The sequence below is a fragment of the Nocardia sp. NPDC004168 genome (assembly GCF_040610355.1).
GTDB lineage: Bacteria > Actinomycetota > Actinomycetes > Mycobacteriales > Mycobacteriaceae > Nocardia > Nocardia sichangensis.
On record NZ_JBEXME010000005.1, the window covers coordinates 76,641 to 93,745 of the forward strand.

Consider the following 17,105-nt stretch of genomic DNA (forward strand, 5'->3'; position numbering starts at 1 on the left):
CCGGTCGCCGCCCGAGCACCGCCCGCCGCCGCGAGGGCGCGATCACGGCGTGTCGAATCCCGCCGCGGCGAAGACCGTCTCGGCCTTGTCCGAGGTCACGAAGTCGACGAACGCCGCCGCGGCGGCCGCGTTCGGCGCGTGCGCCAGCGGCGCTACCGGGTAGTCGTTGATCGCCTTGCCGGACTCCGGGAAATCGATGCCCTCGACCTTGTCGCCCGCCGCCTTCACGTCGGTGCGGTATACCAGCGCCGCGTCGACCTCGCCGAGCGTCACCTTGGTCAGCACCGCCTTCACGTCCTGCTCGCGGGTATCGGGTTGCGGGATGATGTTCGCCGTCTCGAACACCGTCTTGGCCGCCGCGCCGCAAGGCACCTGCTCCGCGCACAGCGCGAGCTTGGGCGCGGTCCTGCCGAAATCGGCCAACCCGGTGACGTGTCCCGGGTTGCCCTTGGGCACCGCGATCTCGAGCCTGTTGCGCACGAAGGTGACCGGCGCGGCGGTGACTTCGCCCTTGTCGCGGAGCTGCTGCATGTTCTTCGGCGCCGCCGAGGCGAACACGTCGGCCGGTGCGCCTTGATCGATCTGTTCGGCGAGCGCCGAACTCGCGCCGAAGCTGTAGATCACCTTCACGCCCGGGTGCGCGGCCTCGAACTGTTTGCCGAGTTCGGTGAACGTCTCGGTCAGCGAGGCGGCGGCGAACACGGTCACCGTGCCCGAGACATGCTCGGCGCCGGTGTGTTCGGTCATATCGTCCGAACCACAGCCGGCCGCGGTCACCACAGCCAGCACCGTCGCGGTGGCGACACCCCACTTGCGAATCAACTTCATCCTCGTCAACTCTCCGGTATCTCCACGACGACGTGCGTGGACTTCACCGATGCGACAGCGACGCTGCCGACTTCCAGACCGAGCTCGTCCACCGATTCCCGGCTCAGCAACGACACCAGCCGGAACGGTCCGGCCTGCATCTCCACCTGCGCCATCACCGTGTCCTTGACCACCCGGGTCACGATCCCGCGCATCCGGTTGCGGGCCGACGCCGCGACCGTCGCACCGGGTGCGGGCGCCTCGGCAGTGGCGCGCAGGAACTCGGCGAGCTCGCGGCCGCTGACACCCTTGCGGCCGTTGTCCAGCTGAATCGCGGTCAGACGGCCCTGATCGATCCATCGACGCACCGTGTCGTCGCTGACACCCAGCAACGCGGCGGCCTCACTGATCCGTAGATTCGACACAAGCGACAGTTTATTGCCGCATTCACGGTAAAGATAGTCGGTCAGATCCGCTACTTCGAGTACTCTCGTTCGCCCGCGCCCGGCGGCTTCTCGTGACGGCAGGGCGTTGTCGATGTCTTCACAAGCCGGACTGCGCCGCGGTGCGGCGATGTCACCTACCCGTCGGTGTGGAGCGTTCCTGTCGATGCGGCAATCCGACGGCTATACGGTCGTGGTAGGCCACCGCTCGCGCAGTCGTGGCGCATGGCAGACGACAAGGAACCCGAGCGACATGTCGATATCGAAGAAGGCGCATCCGGACGCGTGCACGCAGGAATTGGTGGCCGCCTGCCGTGCTGAGATCCCCGCGCTGACCGATCGGCTGATCTCGGAGATCTTCACCGAAAACCCCGAATGGACCGATTATTCGCGGGTACCCCGCGCGGATCTGGTCGACGGCTGCCGCCGGTACGTAACCCGCATCCTCGACCGGTTGGGCGCTCCGACGACCGCGTTCGACGACGATGTCGCCGCGTCCATCGGCCGCCGCCGTGCCGAGCAGGGCGTGCCGCTGGAAGCCATGTTGCGCACGTTCCGGCTCGGCGGCCGGATCGTCTGGGAGGTCCTGCTCGACCGAGCGGACGATCTCGCTCCCGGCGAGATCCGCGCGGCGGGCACCGCGTTGTGGGCCGTGATCGACGGGCTGTCCACGTCGCTGGTCACGTCCTACCGGAATACCGAATTGGAGCAGTTGCGCAGCGACGAACGCCGTCGGCACGCCCTGATCGAGGACCTGCTCGCCGGCCGGGGCAACGACACCACCTTCGCCGCGCGCGCCGCGCGTGAGTTGAACCTTCCGGCCGGTAGCGACTATCTCGTCGTCGTCGCCTGCGATGCGGGCGAGGCGATGCACACCGGCACCGAGGCGGCCTTGGCCGCGGTCGGCATTCGTTCGGTGTGGCACGATCGCGTCGACTCGACGGTCGGGCTGATAGCGGTCGAGCGCCACGACGTCGCCTCGGTGTTGCGACGGATCGAACCGCACGTTCGCGGACGAGCAGGCGCCTCGCCGACCGTCGGCGGCCTGGCGCAGGTCGGCACCGCACACGGCTGGGCACTGCTCACCCTGCAAACCTTGCCCGAGGACGCGACGGGACTCGTGCCGCTGCACCAACGCTTCCAACATGCGCTGTTGCTGCGCTCGACCGACGTGACCGACATGCTGGTCGCCCACACCCTCGGTCCGGTACTCGCGCTGCCCGCCGCCGAGCGCACGACCTTGCTCGACACGCTCGCGGCATGGTTGGCGCACGACTGCTCGGCGGCCCATGCGGCGATACGGCTGCACTGCCACCGCAATACCGTGATCAACCGCCTCCATCGCGTCTCGACCTTGCTCGGCCGCCCGCTCGAAGGCCAGCGCAGCTATGTGGAACTGTCGCTGGCCCTGGCCGCCCTCGACCTCGACCGGACGGCGGAGAGAGCCTGATCCGACCTCATCGGATTGGGCGCTGCGCCCAATCCGACGATTGCACTACTGGGCTTCGTGGCAATTGTCTGTGCAGTTCGCTACGGCAACACTCGATAGCGATGATTCGCCCCACAACCGGAGGCGGATCGGATCATCGAGGACGAGGAGCACCACGAGTGCCGGATTTCGATCTACTGGTGGTCGGCGGCGGCCCGGGCGGGTACGTCGCCGCCATCCGCGCGGCCCAGCGCGGCCTGCGGGTCGGCTTGGTGGAGAAGGAGCGCCCGGGCGGCGTCTGCCTCAATTGGGGCTGCATTCCGACCAAGGCGATGCTGCGGTCCGCCGAGATCTTCCAAACCGTCACCGCCGCAGCTGATTTCGGCGTATACGCCGACAACGTGCGCTATGACTTCGCCGCGGTGCGGCAGCGCAAGGACGGCATCGTCAAGCAACTCACCGACGGTGTGGCGAGCCTGCTCGCCGCGAACGGCGTGACGGTGATCGAGGGACACGCCCGCTTCACCGGTCCGACCAGCGTCGAGGTATTCGAGGCGGGACAATCGCCGATCTTCCCCGGCGGCCCCCGCTACGCCGCCGCTCCGACAGCCACCGCCACCCGGACGATCAGCGCGAGCGACGTGATCATCGCGACCGGATCGGTGCCCGCTCGGCTGCCGATTCCGGGCGCGGATCTGCCGGGCGTCATCACCTCCGACGGCGCGTTCGGGCTGACCGAGGTGCCCGAACGCCTCGTCGTCATCGGCGGCAGCGCGGTCGGCGCGGAATGGGCCAGCCTGTTCGCGAGTTTCGGCAGCCGGGTCACCGTCGTCGAGCTACAGGACACCCTGGTGCCGCTGGAGGACGCCGACGTCGGCGCCGCCCTGGGACGGTCGTTCACCAAGCGCGGCATCACCGTGCTCACCGGCTCGACCGTCGAAGCCATCGCGCGAACCGATGCCCTGCGCGTCACCGTCGCGGGCGAGCACGCCGGTGAACTCGACGCGGACGTGGTACTTGTCGGCGTCGGACGCCGTCCCAACACCGCCGACCTCGGCCTGGACCGCGCGGGAATCGACACCGACCCGCGGGGATTCATCCCCGTCGACGAACGGCTGAGCACCGGCGTCGAACACGTCTACGCCATCGGTGACGTCACCGGGCGTGCCCTGCTCGCACACGTCGCCTCGCATCAGGGCATCACCGCCGCGGACGTGATCGCCGGCCATCCGGCGCACATCGACTACACCGCGATCCCGGCCGCCACCTTCACCCACCCGGAGATCGCGAGCGTCGGGCTCACCGAGGCGAAGGCCCGCGCCGCCGGGCACGAGGTCGTCACCGCCCGATTTCCCTTCGCGGCACTCGGCCGGGCGAAGACCTTCGGCGAAACCGAGGGCTTCGTCAAAATCGTTGCCGGACAGCGTCATCGAGAAGTGCTCGGGGTGCACATCATCGGCCCGTCGGCCAGCGACCTGATCACCGAAGGCGCCTTGGCCATTGCGCTGGAGGCGACCCTCGACGAACTCGCCGACACCATCCACGCCCACCCCACTCTCGGCGAGATCGGCATGGAGGCGGCCATGGCCGGACTCGGACTGCCCGTGCACATCCCGCCCCGGAAGCGTTGAGGAGCCTGCCGTGACCACCAGCACCGCATCCCGCAAACCGAGTCGCAAGACGGCTCGGTCGACGGCCGCACACACCTCCGCGTCGGTCGCCGAGGAGCGCAAGAGCGACGCCGCCGAACCCGCACGGACGCAGGACGACTCCGTTCCGGCCGACGCGCGCATCGCCGCGGAGGATCCCGACAGCCTGCGCGGCCTGTACCGCGACATGCTGTTCGTGCGCCGGTTCGAGGAGCGCACCGCCCAAAGCTATCAGCAGGCGAAGATCGGCGGCTACTGCCATCTCAACCTGGGCGAGGAAGCCACCGTGATCGGTCTCGGCGCGGCCATGCACCCGACCGACTATTTGTTCACCAACTACCGCGAGCACGGATACGCGCTGGCCAAAGGCATCGAGCCCGGCCGCGTCATGGCGGAACTGTACGGCCGCTCCACCGGCACCTCCAAGGGCTGGGGCGGTTCCATGCACATGTACGACACCGCGACTCGCATGCTGGGCGGTTACGCCATCGTCGGCGGCCAGGTTCCGCTGGCCGTCGGCGCGGCGCTGGCCATCGACTACCGCGGCGAGGACGACGTGGTGGTGTGCCAGATGGGTGAGGGCACGACGAACATCGGTGCGTTCCACGAGTCGCTCAACATCGCGGCCCTGTGGAACCTGCCGGTGGTGTTCCTGGTGATCAACAACCAGACCGGCATGGGCACCACGGTCGAGCGCTCCTCCGCCGAGCCGGATCTGTGGAAGCGCGCCGCCGCCTACCGCATGCGCGGGGAGCGTGTCGACGGCACCGATGTGCTCGCCGTCCGCGATGTGGCCGGTGAGTTGATCGAAACCGCTCGGCGCGAGAAGAAACCCGCGCTGCTCGAGGCGGTCAGTCACCGCCTCAAAGGCCACTCCGTGGTCGACCCGGCGAAATACCGTACCGAAGAGGCGGTCTCGATCGCCCGCGGCAACGATCCCATCGTGCGCTGGCGCGACGCGCTGCTCGCCGCCGGTGTGCTGGACGATCGGTCCGTGGCCGCGCTCGAAGCGGAGGTGACGGCCGCGGTCGCCGCGGCGGTCGAATTCGCCGACACAAGCCCCCATCCGGAGCCGTCGAGCCTGTTCGACTACAACTACGCGACGCCCGTGGCGGGCGATTCGCGTCGCCTGCCCGCCGATCCGCTCTTCACCCATTAAGGACATCACCGTGGCTGTCATGACCTATCGTGAAGCGCTGCGCGAGACCCTCCGCGAGGAGATGCGGCGCGACGACGATGTCTTCCTCATCGGGGAGGAGATCGGCATCTTCGAAGGCTCCTACAAGATCACCGCGGGACTGCTGGCCGAATTCGGTGAGAGGCGGGTGCGCGACACTCCCATCGCCGAGGAGGGTTTCGTCGGCGCCGCCATCGGCGCCGCCATGCTCGGACTGCGCCCGGTCGTCGAGATCATGACGATCAATTTCTCACTGCTGGCGCTGGATCAGATCGTCAACCACGCCGCGAAGATCTACGGCATGTTCGGCGGCCAGACCAGCGTGCCCATGGTCATCCGCACCCCGGGCGGCGGCGGGCAGCAACTGGGCGCGACGCATTCGCAGAACGTGGAGTTGTACTACGCCTTCGTGCCGGGCTTGAAGGTGGTCGCGCCGAGCACTCCGGCCGACGCGCGTGCGCTGCTGAAAGCCGCCATCGAAGACGACGATCCAGTGTTGTTCCTGGAGAACCTGTCGCTGTACAACACCAAAGGCGAAGTGCCGGAAGATCTTCCGAGTGTCCAGATCGGCAAGGCCGCGGTCACGAGAACCGGCTCCGACATCACGCTGATCGGGTACTCGCGAATGGCGACGATCTGCTCCGAGGTCGCCGAACGACTCGCCGCCGACGGTTTCTCGGCAGAGGTCATCGACCTGCGCAGCCTTCGTCCGCTGGACCGCGCCACCCTGATCGAGTCCGTCCGTAAGACCGGCTGCGCCGTCATCGGCGAAGACGACTGGCTCACCTACGGCATCGGCGCAGAGGTCGCGGCCTCCATCTCCGACGGCGCCTTCGACTACCTCGACGCCCCGGTTCGCCGGGTGGCCATGGCCGAGGTGCCGCTGCCCTATGCCAAGCCGCTCGAACGACTCGCCCTGCCGTCGGCCGATTCGCTGCACACCGCCGCAGTGGAAACCCTTGCGGCAGTGGGCAAGCGACGCTGAAAGACCAGAGGACATTCATGCCCGAAATCACCATGCCCCGCCTCTCCGACACCATGGAGGAAGGCGTCGTCGTCTCCTGGCTCAAGCAGGTGGGCGATCCGGTCGAACAAGGCGAAATCCTCGCCGAGATCGAAACCGACAAAGCTCTCATGGAGCTCGAGGCGTACGACAGCGGCGTGCTCGAGCAAATCCTCGCCGGTGAGGGCGCGCGGGTGCCGATCGGAACACCCATCGGCGTCATCGGCGACGGCAGCGGAACTACCGCGAGCGGCCCGAACGGGGGTACGCCCGCCCCCGCCGAGGAGCAAGCTCCTGCCGGACACGGTGCGGAGCCGGACACTCGCCCGGTTCCGGCTGTCACGGTGACCGAACCCACCGTCGAATCCCGCGCAACGGTGCAGCGAAAGAGGACGTCGCCGCTGGCGCGCAAGATCGCCGACGAACTCGGCGTCGACATCACCACCGTCGTCGGCACCGGCCCCGGTGGGCGCATCATCCGGCAGGATGTCGAATCCGCCCATCGTGCAGCCGAACTCGATCCGCCGCGGAAGGTCGTCCTCGCTCCCCCGAGCGAGGTTTCCGCTCCGGCCGCAGGCGACTACGAGGAAATTCCGCTGACCACCATCCAGCGTGTCTCGGCCACGCGGCTCACCGAGAGCAAACAACAAGCTCCGCACATCTATCTGACCAACGCGGTCGATGTGACCGACCTCTTCGACTTCCGCGCACAGGTCAACGCCACGCTGGCGCAGACAGGTGTGAAGGTCAGCGTCAACGATCTGCTGCTCAAGGCCGTCGCCGTGACGCTGCGGAAAAACCCCTCGGTCAATGTCTCCTTCGCGGGCGACAAATTGTTGCGGCACCGTGGCATCAACCTCGGTATGGCGGTAGCGACGCCCGCGGGCCTTCTCGTTCCTGTGCTGCGCGACGCCGATCGCAAGAGCGTGTCCGAGATAGCCGCCGAGAGTAGGGACAAAGCCGAACGCGCCCGCGAACGCAAGCTGCGCACCGACGAGATGAGCGGCGGCACTTTCACCATCTCCAACCTCGGTATGTTCGGCATCGAGCACTTCACCGCCGTCATCAACCCACCGGAGGCCGCCATCCTGGCCGTCGGCGCGGCCACGGACGAACTGCGTCTGGACGACGGTGAAGTGGTGACCCGCAAGATTCTGCGGGTCACCATGTCCGCCGACCACCGCGCCATCGACGGAGCCGTGGCCGCACAGTTCCTGCAACAACTGAAGGACCTGCTGGAACATCCACTCCGCATCGTGACCTGACGCTTCGGCGCTCAGCCCACCGCCTTCCGCACCAGTTCGCCGATCCTCGCCTCCTCGGCGGCGGACACCTTCGTCAGCGCGAAGTACGTCGGCCACATAGCGCCGTCGTCGAGGGTGGCGATATCGCTGAAACCGAGAGTCGCGTAGCGCGATTTGAATTTTTCCGCGCTCTGGAAGAAGCACACGACCTTGCCGTCCTTGGCGTAGGCGGGCATGCCGTACCACAGTTTCGGCGACAGATCCGGAGCGCTGGCTCGGACGACGGCGTGCACCCGCTCGGCCATGACGCGATCGGATTCGGCCATTCCGGCGATCTTATCGAGCACGTCCTTCTCTCCGTCCGCCTTCGTCGCGCGCGAGCCGCGGCGCGCGGCCGTCTTCAACTCTTGGGCGTGCTCCTTCATCGCGGCGCGTTCCTCGTCGGTGAATCCCACCGCGGTCTTGGTCTTGGCGTTGGTGCGGGTGGCGGACTTCTGCGCGGTCATGAGTGTGTCTCCTTCGTCTCGGACAGGGGTGATTTCGATGGTGGTTCGGGCGCTCATCGGTCCTGGATCAGCCCGAGGACGTGGCCGTCGACGTCGGTGACGGTGGCCACCAGGCGGCCGCCGCCGACATCGTGGGCGGACTCCGCCACAGTGGCGCCCGCGGCGGTCACTTCCGCCAGCTTCGCCTCGATGTCCGGCACGTGCCAGTAGGCCACCGGTGCGGTCATTCCCTGCGGACCGCCATTCGGCACCAGCCCGATGTGCTGGCCCTCGGCCTCGAAGCCGACGTAGTAAGGCGAGTCGGTCTGCGGCGGCGTGCCGAGCAAAGCGGTGAACAGCGCCTTGGCTGCCGCCAGGTCGGACACGGGATGCAGCACGGTCTTGATTCCCTGGGTGGGAGAGCTGGTCATGATCACTCCTGAACTCGTCGGTCACTTTGTCCCGGTGTGCCGTTCTGTCGGGCGAACCGGGCGTGCTCACAGCATCTCTCCCGGCGAGTCCGACCCACATCCGTGGCGACCACGGAACCGTCCACTGATCGGGCCACCGATCGACTACGGCAGCAACCCGCAACCGGGGAACAGACCGAGAAGTATGAGGGCGAAGGGATACGGCAGAATCGGTGCCATGGTGGCGACGGTGGAGATCTCGGCTCGGGAAGCCGAGGTACTGGCGCTGGTGGGGGAACATCTCAGTAACGCCGAGATCGGGGCGAAGCTGTTCATCTCCGTGCGCACCGTGGAAAGCCACGTCTCCTCACTCCTGCGCAAGCTGGAGGTGCCCGATCGGCGGGCACTGGCCCAGCGCGCGTCCGCTTCGGTACGCGACGACCGGCCGCACCCGGCGCCGGTCCTACCGAGGCCGCTGACTTCCTTCATCGGCCGCGGCCGGGAGCGCGCGGAACTGACCGCGATGATCGGCGAATACCGGCAGGTGACCGCGGTCGGTCCCGGCGGAGTGGGCAAGACCCGGCTTGCGCTGGCCGTCGCGGCGGAGATGGCCGCTGCGTACACCGACGGGGTGTGGTTCGTCGACCTGGTGCCGGTCACCAGCGCGGACACCGGCGTGATCGCCGGTACGGTCGCCCTCGCGCTCGGCCTCGGCGAGCAGCCCGGCCGTGGCATGGACGAGTCTGTGCTCACCGCGCTGGCCGACCGGCACGCCTTACTGGTGCTGGACAACTGCGAGCATGTGCGCGACGGGGTGGCGCCGTTCATCGAACGACTGCTCGCGACATGTCCGCGATTGACGGTGCTGGCGACCAGCCGGGCCCGGCTGATGGTGCCGTTCGAGCGGGTGTACACGGTCGCGCCGATGTCCTTGGCCGGCGATGGCGACTCGGATGCGGTCCGGCTGTTCATGGACCGCGCGGCGGCCGGCGGCTGGCCGCCGAATCACGCCCTTCGCGACCAGGTCGCCGCCTTCTGCGAGCGACTCGATGGTGTGGCGCTGGCGATCGAGTTGGCTGCCGCACGCTGGACGACGCTCGGGCTGGATGGTCTCGAAGCCGGACTGTCGGACCAGCTCAGGATGCTCGCCGGGGGACCGCGCGCCGAGGACCGGCACCGGTCGGTGCGGGCAGCGCTGGACTGGAGCCACGCCTTGCTGGAGCCGGACGATCGAGTGCTCCTGCGCCGGGTGTCGGTCTTCATGGGTGCGTTCACCGTCGAGGCGGCGGCGCAGGTAGCGGCGTCCGAGAAAGCCGTTGTCGCAGACGGATTGGCCCGACTCGCCGAGCAGAGCCTGCTCGCGGTGACGGCATACCCGAGTGGGACCGGATACCGGGCGCTGGAAACCATCCGCCAGTACGGGACGGAGCAGCTCACGCAGGCCGGTGAACTGGCAGGCACCCGTGCGGGGCACCTCCGCTGGTGCCTGGCCGAGGCCGCCGAGCTGACGGTGGTGAAAGCGGACTGGCGGGCACGATTCGACGCGGTGGCCGACGACTTCCGCGCCGCGATGGCGTGGGCGAACGATCAGCCGGAGTACCGCGCGGATGCCTTCCGGTTCGCCCAGCATCTGGCGCGACTGTGCTTCACCCGAAATCTGATCGGTGAGTCCCAGATGCGCTACGAGCAGGCGGCCGCGCTCGCCGACGACCCGTCCGCCGCCGCCTCGATGCAGCGCCATGCCGCTGCCGCGGCCGGATGTCAGATGCGGGGCGACGATATGCACCGCCTGCACCGCGCGGCCGCGGAGGCGGCCCTCAGGTCCGGCGACTCCGCCGGCGCCGCCCGCGACCTGGCGACCGCCGCTACCAACGGCTACCGGTTCGCGAGTAAGTTCGTCCGGCCCCTGGCACCAGAGGAAGCCATCGCGCTCATCACCGAGGCGCGGCAGCTCGCCGGTGTCGACCCGGCCGCCCAGGCCGCCGTGGCGCTGGCCGAAGCCGGACGAGCGCTCACCGATGTCCTCACCGGCCTGCACTCATCCGACCTTGTGTCCGAGACCGTCGCGCGCGCCGAACGTGCCGTCGAACTCGCCAGGCAGACGGCTGATCCGCTCGCGGAGTCCGCTGCGCTCGACACACTCGCCGGGGCGCACAGCATGGCCGGTGACACCTTCGCCGCAGCGGCCGTTGCGCGTAGCCGAATGGTGTTGTTGAACTCCGCTCCGCATACCCCGGCCGGTACCCATGAGCTGATCGACGCGCTCGGCGAGGCCGCCGAGGCCGAACTCGGCGCGGGTGATCTGCTGGGCGCCCGCCGGTGGGCCCAGCAGCTCGCGGATCATCCGCTGCTCGCCGAGGTCGGACATCGCGCGACGAGCTGGCTGCTGGTGACCGACGCGTTGGCGGGCAATGTCGAGGAGGTACGCACCAACAGCGTCCGATTCCTCGAGTCGTGGCATCGGGTCGGCAACCCCGTCAAGTCGGTCCTCGGTCCGGCGGTAGCCGGCGTGGCGATGATCCACGACCTACGCGGCGACCATGACGCTCGGGCCGAATGGGACGCCGTCGTAGCCCGACTCGGCACGCCACCAGCGCATATCCACGGCTATGGCGCGGTCTTCGACGCACTCGCCATGCTCCACCGCGGGCAGGTCAGCGCGGCGCTGGAACGGATGGCAGCCGATCCCGGCGAGGTATGGAGATGGGTCACCTGGATCTGGCTGCACTGGTATGTGGCGCTGCGGGCTGAAGCCGCCGTGCTCGCCAAGGCCCCCGATGCCGCCGATCGCCTCGCCGAGGCCAGGACCATCGTCGCCGGAAACCCCATCGCCGGTGCCATCGTCGAGCGCGCCGCGGCATTGCACGCCGGTGACCGGCAGCGGCTGCTCGCCACGGCGGCCGCGTTCGACGCCGCCGGTTGCCGTTACCAGTCGGCGCGCACCGCGGTGCTCGCCGGTGGCGAGCACGCCGCACGCGGCGCGGCCGCGTTCGCCGAACTCGGCCTCGCCCCGATGGCGCCTATCACTTTGTGAACCGCCGTCTGCGCTCGGCTCGCGCTTACTTCCCGCGTCCCGACCAACGACGGAACAATCGCCGGACGCGCTCGCTGAGACTCGGCGCGGGTTGCGGCTGCGCACGAGCGGTTTCGACGTCCGCCGCGGCCGACGCCGCCTGGGCCAATCGCGCGTGCAGTTGTTCGCGCACTTGGTCCGGGGTGTAGGCACGGCGGCGGCGCTCGGCGCGCACCACCACGACACCGGTGGCAACCACACCGGCCACACCCGCCAATCCCACTGCCTTCCACCACCTCATACCGCATAGGCTACGACCATGACGGGGACGGGCATCGATCTCGACCGAGCGGTCGAGGTCACCAGGACGGGTGACATCTGGCTTTTCCGTGGCCATTCCACAGCCGACCGGGTGATTCGCATGACGACGAACAGTCCGGTGAACCATGTCGGGATGTCCGTCGTGATCGACGACCTGCCCGCGCTGATCTGGCACGCGGAGCTCGGACGATCACTGACCGACATGTGGTCGGGGACCGCGCACCGTGGCGCCCAGTTGCACAATCTGCGCGATGCCGTTCTGGTCTGGGCACACCGCTACGGTCAGCAGGCATGGTTGCGCCAGTTGAACCCTCCCGCCACCCGCGCCATGGAGGACGGCGCGCTGCGCGCCATCGCCCGGCTCGACGGCACTCCGTTCCCCTCCACCGCGGGCTTGGCGGGGCGCTGGCTCCGCGGTCGTGCGCGTCTGCCCCGCAGGAAGACGAGCGGATCGACCGCCCGCGAGCTGGAGAACGCGTACTGTGCCGAAATCGTCGCTGCCACATACCAAGCGATGGGGCTGCTGCCCGAGCGCCGCAGCCCCGACTGGTACGACCCGGGCCGATTCTGGAGCGGAGACCGACTGCAACTGTCCGGCGACTACGCATTGAGCGGCGAAATAGCCGTACGGACACCGGCTCGCACGGATTCCTGACGCGAACACGAGAGAGGGACCCGGCGGTCCCGAAGTAAAAATCACCTCGATTTTCACAATATGGAGCGGATAAGAACATCCGTACCGTGGGGCCATATGGTCCCATCATCCTATCTGTGCAGGGCGCATTACTTACCGGCGCATATTCGAGTTGTCGCATGACCACCTACCGGCAGGACGGATCGTCGGTCGAACTTCCCTCACTTCGGCCATTGTTGTTCACCGTTTACGTACCCGCGGCGGCGTACGGGATCGGCATGGGAGCCGCGGCGCCCGTCATGGCACTCACGGCGCTCGACCTGGGCGCGTCGGCCGCCGTCGCTGGTCTGACCGTCGCCCTGGTCGGCCTCGGGCAGATACTCGGTGACATTCCCGCGGGCCAGGTCGTCGCCCGGCTCGGTGAGCGGATCTCCATCATCGCCGCGAGTACGGCGGGTTCGATCGGCGTGCTGTTGTGCTTGTTCGCACCGGCGGTGCCGATTCTGGGTGCAGGGCTGATAATCGTCGGACTGTCCAATGCGGTCTGGGGATTGGCTCGAATGAGCTATCTGTCGGAAGTGGTGCCGTTCGAACGCCGAGCGCGGGCGATGTCGTTATTCGGCGGAGCCATGCGACTGGGATTCTTCGCCGGACCGTTTCTCGGCGCGGCCGCTATCACCGGCCTCGGCACGCGCGGCGGATTCGTCGTCCAGTTGATCGCCATCGCGATCGCCGGATGGCTGATGGCCCGGCTGCCGGACCCGCAGACCTCGGCCGCCGGAGCGATACCGAAACCGCCGCTGTCCCTGGTCGAGATCACGCGAGCACATCGCGCACTGTTACTGACGCTGGGCGCCGGGTCGTTGTTGATGGGTGCGGCGCGTTCGTCACGGGAAGCCGTACTGCCGCTCTGGGCCGATCATCTCGGCGTCGACGCTGCTACCGCGAGCCTGATTTTCGGCATCGGGGCGGGCCTCGATGTACTGTGCGCCTATCCCGCAGGCCATTTGATGGACCGGTACGGCAGAAGATTCATCGCCGTGCCGTCGTTGGTTATCCTGGCCGTCGCGTATTTGTCGGTGCCGCTGACCGATTCGGCGCTCACACTCGGCATCGCTGCGATCGTCATGGGAATCGGCAACGGCATCGGCAACGGTGTCATCATGACCATCGGCGCCGATATCGCGCCCGCCGCAAGCCGTGCCGAGTTCCTCGCCGCGTGGCGGCTCACCCACGACGGCGGTTTCTTCGTGGGCCCGTTGGTGATCAGCGGATTGGCGGCGATCGGTCCGCTGGCCGTGGCGGTCCTCGCCATCGGAGGCGTGTCGGCCCTCGGCGCCGGGGTGATGGCGCGATACATTCCGGTGTACATCCCTTGGCCCAAACCGAGCTATCGCGCAGTTCAGCCGTAGTTACCGTTCTCGGCCGACCGAATGAGGAAGACGGATCGGGCTCGCGCGCAACGACACCCGATCCGTCGCATGCATTTACTTCGGAGCCTGCGAGTTGTACTTGTTGGTGTAGAACTTCGACGGCTCGAACGAACCGGTGATGGCGCCGGTATCCCGCAACCAATCCTCCCAGCGCACGAAGTCGGCATCGACGATCACGCCGTTGACGGCAGGCACTCCGACCGAAAGCCAGTACTTCACCGACGAGGCGTCCTCCCCCGAACGCTTTCGCTTCTCGATGATTTCGGTGAACTTCGCGACCACCTGGTCACGAGGAGTCGTCTTCAGCCATTCGATCGCCTTGGCGACCCCGTCGACGAATGCCCGGACACTGTCGGGGTTCTTGGCGATGAAGTCGTTGCGGAACACGTACTGGCCGCCGTTGAAGGGGCCGAACTCCTCGTAGTCGGTGAAGACCGGACGAAGGCCGCCATTGGCGATGGCGCGCTGCTGGAATTGTCCGCTCAGCGCGGCCACGTCGACCTGGCCGCGCCGCACGGCGTCCTCGGTATTCGGCGGGGGCAGCACTACCAGCTGAACCGATTTGATCTGCTGCTCGTTGAAACCGGCCTTCTTCAGCGCCGTGTGGATGTCCGCCTCGGACTGACCACCCAGGGTGTTCACCCCGATCTTCTTGTCCAGCAAATCTTTCGGAGTTCTGATCGGACTGTTCTCGGGAACATAGAATCCGGTGAACGTCTTCTCATCGGATCCGTAGTAGTTCACCACCGCCGTGATCGGCGCACCACCCTGCGCCAGTTTCGCGACCGCGCCGCCGAACGCGCCGCCGAAATCGACCTGACCGGTCGCCGCCGATTGGATGTCCTGCGGACCGCTGATGGTATTGCCCTGCCATTCGAGCTTCACTTTGCCGTCGAAGAAGCCCAGATCCTCCGCGAGTTCGGGAATGACAACTTGCGAGGCCCAGCCTTGATACCGCAGGACCGGCACACCGCCGGAGGTGCGGACCTCCCCGCCACCGCATGCGGTCGAAAGCAGTGCCAGAGTTGTGGCGACTACCGCGCCTATCAGAAACTTGCTGCGCGTTATCACGCTCATACTCTCCCTCGATACATCCGCCGACGCGCCATCGCGTCGCAGTGCAGCGATCGTTGAGCATGCGCTATTTCGTGTCCAGGGTTGTCTTCGGTGCGATTCGAAAACGACACGCACTCGCGGCAGGCACATCGTCGTGCCCGCCGCGGTGCGACGCCCCGCGATCAGGCGCTGCGCGTACCTTCCAGCGGCCGTGTGGCGGTCGACTTCTCGGTCCGCCTGAAGGTCAGCACCCCGTCTTCGAGCGCGCCCTTGCGCAGCAGCCTGCGATCGCGGAAGTAGTTGTTGATCACCTGCCACGGGCCATTGGTGCCCTGCCGCGGCATCACCGCGTCGCCGCGCTGGATGTAGCCGGAGGTCAGTGCCCCGCCCATCACCGAGTCGGCGCCTCGGTCGCGCTCGGTGGCGACGGCCTCGACCCGGGTGAAACCGTTCTTCCTCATGTGGTTGAGCACCCGGCAGAAGTACTCGGCCGCCAGGTCCGCTTTCAACGTCCAGGACGCGTTGGTGTAGCCGAGCACCATCATCGCGTTCGGCACGCTGTCGAGCATGGCCCCCTTGTAGACCACCCGGTCCCGGGTCACCACCGGCTCGCCGTCGATCTCCAGGGTCATGCCGCCCAGCATCTGCACGCTCAGGCCGGTGGCGCTGATGACCAGATCGGCGGGCAGTTCCTCGCCGGAGGCCAAGCGGATGCCGGTCTCGGTGAAGGTCTCGATGCGGTCGGTGACGATGGAGGCCTTGCCGCTGCGCAACACCTTGAACAGGTCACCGTTGGGAACCACGCACAGCCGCTGGTCCCACGGGTTGTAGTTCGGCGTGAAATGGCGCATGTCGATGCCGGGGCCGACCTGCATGCGCACGGCGGCCAGCAGGAGCTTCTTCGCCGCCTCCGGGTTGGTGCGGGAGAGTTGGAAGCTCGCGCGCTGCAAGGCGATATTGCGGGCCCGGCCGATCCGGTAGGCCAGCTTCTCCGGCACCTTGGCGGCTTTCATCCCCACCGCGACCGGGTCGTCGGCGGGCAGCGCGGTGATGTACGTCGGCGAGCGTTGCAGCATGGTGACGTGCGCCGCCGCGTCGCTCATGGCCGGGATCAGAGTGATCGCGGTGGCGCCGGAGCCGATCACCACCACTCTCTTGCCTGCGTAGTCGAGGTCTTCCGGCCAGTGCTGGGGATGCACGATGCGCCCACCGAAGTTCTCCTCACCGGGGAACTGCGGACGGTAGCCGTTGTCGTAGTCGTAGTAGCCGGTGCAGCCGACCAGGAAGTCGCTGGTGTGGATCTCGGTCTCGCCGGTCTGCTCGTCGAGCGCCTCGACCGTCCAGGTGGCCGTCTCGCTCGACCAGCGGGCCGTGGTGACCTTGCGGCCGAACCGGATGTGCTCGGTGACGCCGTACTCGGCCGCCGTCTCCTCGATGTAGTGGCGGATGTGCGGGCCGTCTGCGAGGACCTTGGTGCCGTTCCACGGGCGGAAGCCGTAGCCGAAGGTGTACATGTCGGAATCGGAGCGGATGCCGGGGTAACGGAACAGATCCCAGGTGCCGCCGATGGCGGTCCTGCGTTCCAGGATCGCGTAACTGCGTCCCGTCTGCTCTTTGGTGAGATGGCAGGCCATGCCGATTCCGGACAGCCCAGCGCCGATGATCAATACGTCGACATGCCGCGTCATTGAGGTACTCGTTTCGTCCGGTCCGCCTCGCACACCTGAGGGTGCGTGCTGAGGCCAGATTACGTGTTATTCGTGGTTACGTCTAGTCACGAATAGTGACACGTACCGAGACCGGAATAAAAACCGGCCTGGTTTCAAATCGTGACCTGAGCCGGCGGAGCGCCCAGCATGGATCACTGCGGCGCGCCCACAAGGCGCACCGCCCGATCTGTCCCACCCGACGTGCCGCGGGGTCGTTGTGACCGCGACACCGGTTCGGGTCGCTTCGCGTGCGCGCTGGTCACCGCGGTGGCTCGGCCGCGGTCTCCGGAAG

At 67.5% G+C, this 17,105-nt stretch carries 15 protein-coding genes; 8 read left to right on the forward strand and 7 right to left on the reverse strand.

From position 1 onward, the window contains the following. Positions 1-42 precede the first annotated feature (42 nt). The gene (gene modA, locus ABZW96_RS12145) at positions 43-828 is read right to left on the reverse strand and encodes a molybdate ABC transporter substrate-binding protein (RefSeq protein WP_355073897.1); all 786 of its coding nucleotides are present in this window, start codon (positions 826-828) and stop codon (positions 43-45) included. A 5-nt stretch (positions 829-833) separates the two neighbouring features. Beyond that, the gene (locus tag ABZW96_RS12150; RefSeq protein WP_355073899.1) at positions 834-1,232 is read right to left on the reverse strand and encodes a TOBE domain-containing protein; all 399 of its coding nucleotides are present in this window, start codon (positions 1,230-1,232) and stop codon (positions 834-836) included. Positions 1,233-1,503: 271 nt separating this feature from the next. On the opposite strand from ABZW96_RS12150, the gene ABZW96_RS12155 reads away from it, so the two are divergent. The 5 genes from ABZW96_RS12155 (at position 1,504) to ABZW96_RS12175 (ending at position 7,773) form a co-directional block, all read left to right on the forward strand. Next, positions 1,504-2,700 carry a helix-turn-helix domain-containing protein gene (locus ABZW96_RS12155; protein WP_355073901.1) on the forward strand — a complete coding sequence of 399 codons (1,197 nt, stop codon included), beginning with the start codon at positions 1,504-1,506 and terminating at the stop codon, positions 2,698-2,700. A gap of 158 nt (positions 2,701-2,858) precedes the next feature. After that, positions 2,859-4,310 (forward strand): dihydrolipoyl dehydrogenase, encoded by a 1,452-nt coding sequence (gene lpdA / locus ABZW96_RS12160; RefSeq protein WP_355073903.1) that lies wholly within the window; start codon positions 2,859-2,861, stop codon positions 4,308-4,310. Between the two features lie 10 nt (positions 4,311-4,320). Continuing rightward, positions 4,321-5,487, forward strand: coding sequence for a pyruvate dehydrogenase (acetyl-transferring) E1 component subunit alpha (pdhA, locus tag ABZW96_RS12165; RefSeq protein WP_355073905.1), 1,167 nt, complete (start codon positions 4,321-4,323; stop codon positions 5,485-5,487). Positions 5,488-5,506: 19 nt separating this feature from the next. Beyond that, positions 5,507-6,490: an alpha-ketoacid dehydrogenase subunit beta gene (locus ABZW96_RS12170; RefSeq protein WP_355073907.1), complete on the forward strand. Its 984-nt coding sequence runs from the start codon at positions 5,507-5,509 to the stop codon at positions 6,488-6,490. A gap of 17 nt (positions 6,491-6,507) precedes the next feature. Then, complete coding sequence (locus ABZW96_RS12175; protein WP_355073909.1) at positions 6,508-7,773, forward strand: dihydrolipoamide acetyltransferase family protein; 1,266 nt, start codon at positions 6,508-6,510, stop codon at positions 7,771-7,773. A gap of 11 nt (positions 7,774-7,784) precedes the next feature. Here ABZW96_RS12175 and ABZW96_RS12180 read toward each other — a convergent pair whose 3' ends face one another. Next, positions 7,785-8,258 carry a DUF1801 domain-containing protein gene (locus ABZW96_RS12180; protein WP_355073910.1) on the reverse strand — a complete coding sequence of 158 codons (474 nt, stop codon included), beginning with the start codon at positions 8,256-8,258 and terminating at the stop codon, positions 7,785-7,787. Between the two features lie 53 nt (positions 8,259-8,311). Beyond that, positions 8,312-8,668, reverse strand: a complete 357-nt coding sequence (locus tag ABZW96_RS12185; protein WP_355073912.1) for a VOC family protein — start codon at positions 8,666-8,668, stop codon at positions 8,312-8,314. A gap of 217 nt (positions 8,669-8,885) precedes the next feature. Here ABZW96_RS12185 and ABZW96_RS12190 point away from each other — a divergent pair, with 217 nt between their 5' ends. Next, positions 8,886-11,681 (forward strand): LuxR C-terminal-related transcriptional regulator, encoded by a 2,796-nt coding sequence (locus ABZW96_RS12190; protein ID WP_355073914.1) that lies wholly within the window; start codon positions 8,886-8,888, stop codon positions 11,679-11,681. Between the two features lie 25 nt (positions 11,682-11,706). On the opposite strand, the gene ABZW96_RS12195 is transcribed toward ABZW96_RS12190, so the two are convergent. Beyond that, positions 11,707-11,961: a hypothetical protein gene (locus ABZW96_RS12195; protein WP_355073915.1), complete on the reverse strand. Its 255-nt coding sequence runs from the start codon at positions 11,959-11,961 to the stop codon at positions 11,707-11,709. A gap of 18 nt (positions 11,962-11,979) precedes the next feature. Between ABZW96_RS12195 and ABZW96_RS12200 the strand changes: the two genes are divergently transcribed. Both ABZW96_RS12200 and ABZW96_RS12205 read left to right on the forward strand, forming a co-directional pair. After that, the gene (locus ABZW96_RS12200; protein ID WP_355073917.1) at positions 11,980-12,636 is read left to right on the forward strand and encodes a hypothetical protein; all 657 of its coding nucleotides are present in this window, start codon (positions 11,980-11,982) and stop codon (positions 12,634-12,636) included. A gap of 158 nt (positions 12,637-12,794) precedes the next feature. After that, on the forward strand, positions 12,795-14,027 hold the full coding sequence (locus ABZW96_RS12205; protein ID WP_355073919.1) for an MFS transporter: 1,233 nt from the start codon (positions 12,795-12,797) through the stop codon (positions 14,025-14,027). Between the two features lie 75 nt (positions 14,028-14,102). Here the strand turns inward: ABZW96_RS12205 and ABZW96_RS12210 are convergent, their stop codons facing one another. Then, positions 14,103-15,239, reverse strand: a complete 1,137-nt coding sequence (locus ABZW96_RS12210; protein WP_355073921.1) for an ABC transporter substrate-binding protein — start codon at positions 15,237-15,239, stop codon at positions 14,103-14,105. A gap of 47 nt (positions 15,240-15,286) precedes the next feature. After that, a complete protein-coding gene (locus ABZW96_RS12215; RefSeq protein ID WP_355073922.1) occupies positions 15,287-16,792 on the reverse strand; it encodes an NAD(P)/FAD-dependent oxidoreductase in 1,506 nt (501 codons plus the stop codon). Between the last annotated feature and the right edge of the window lie 313 nt (positions 16,793-17,105).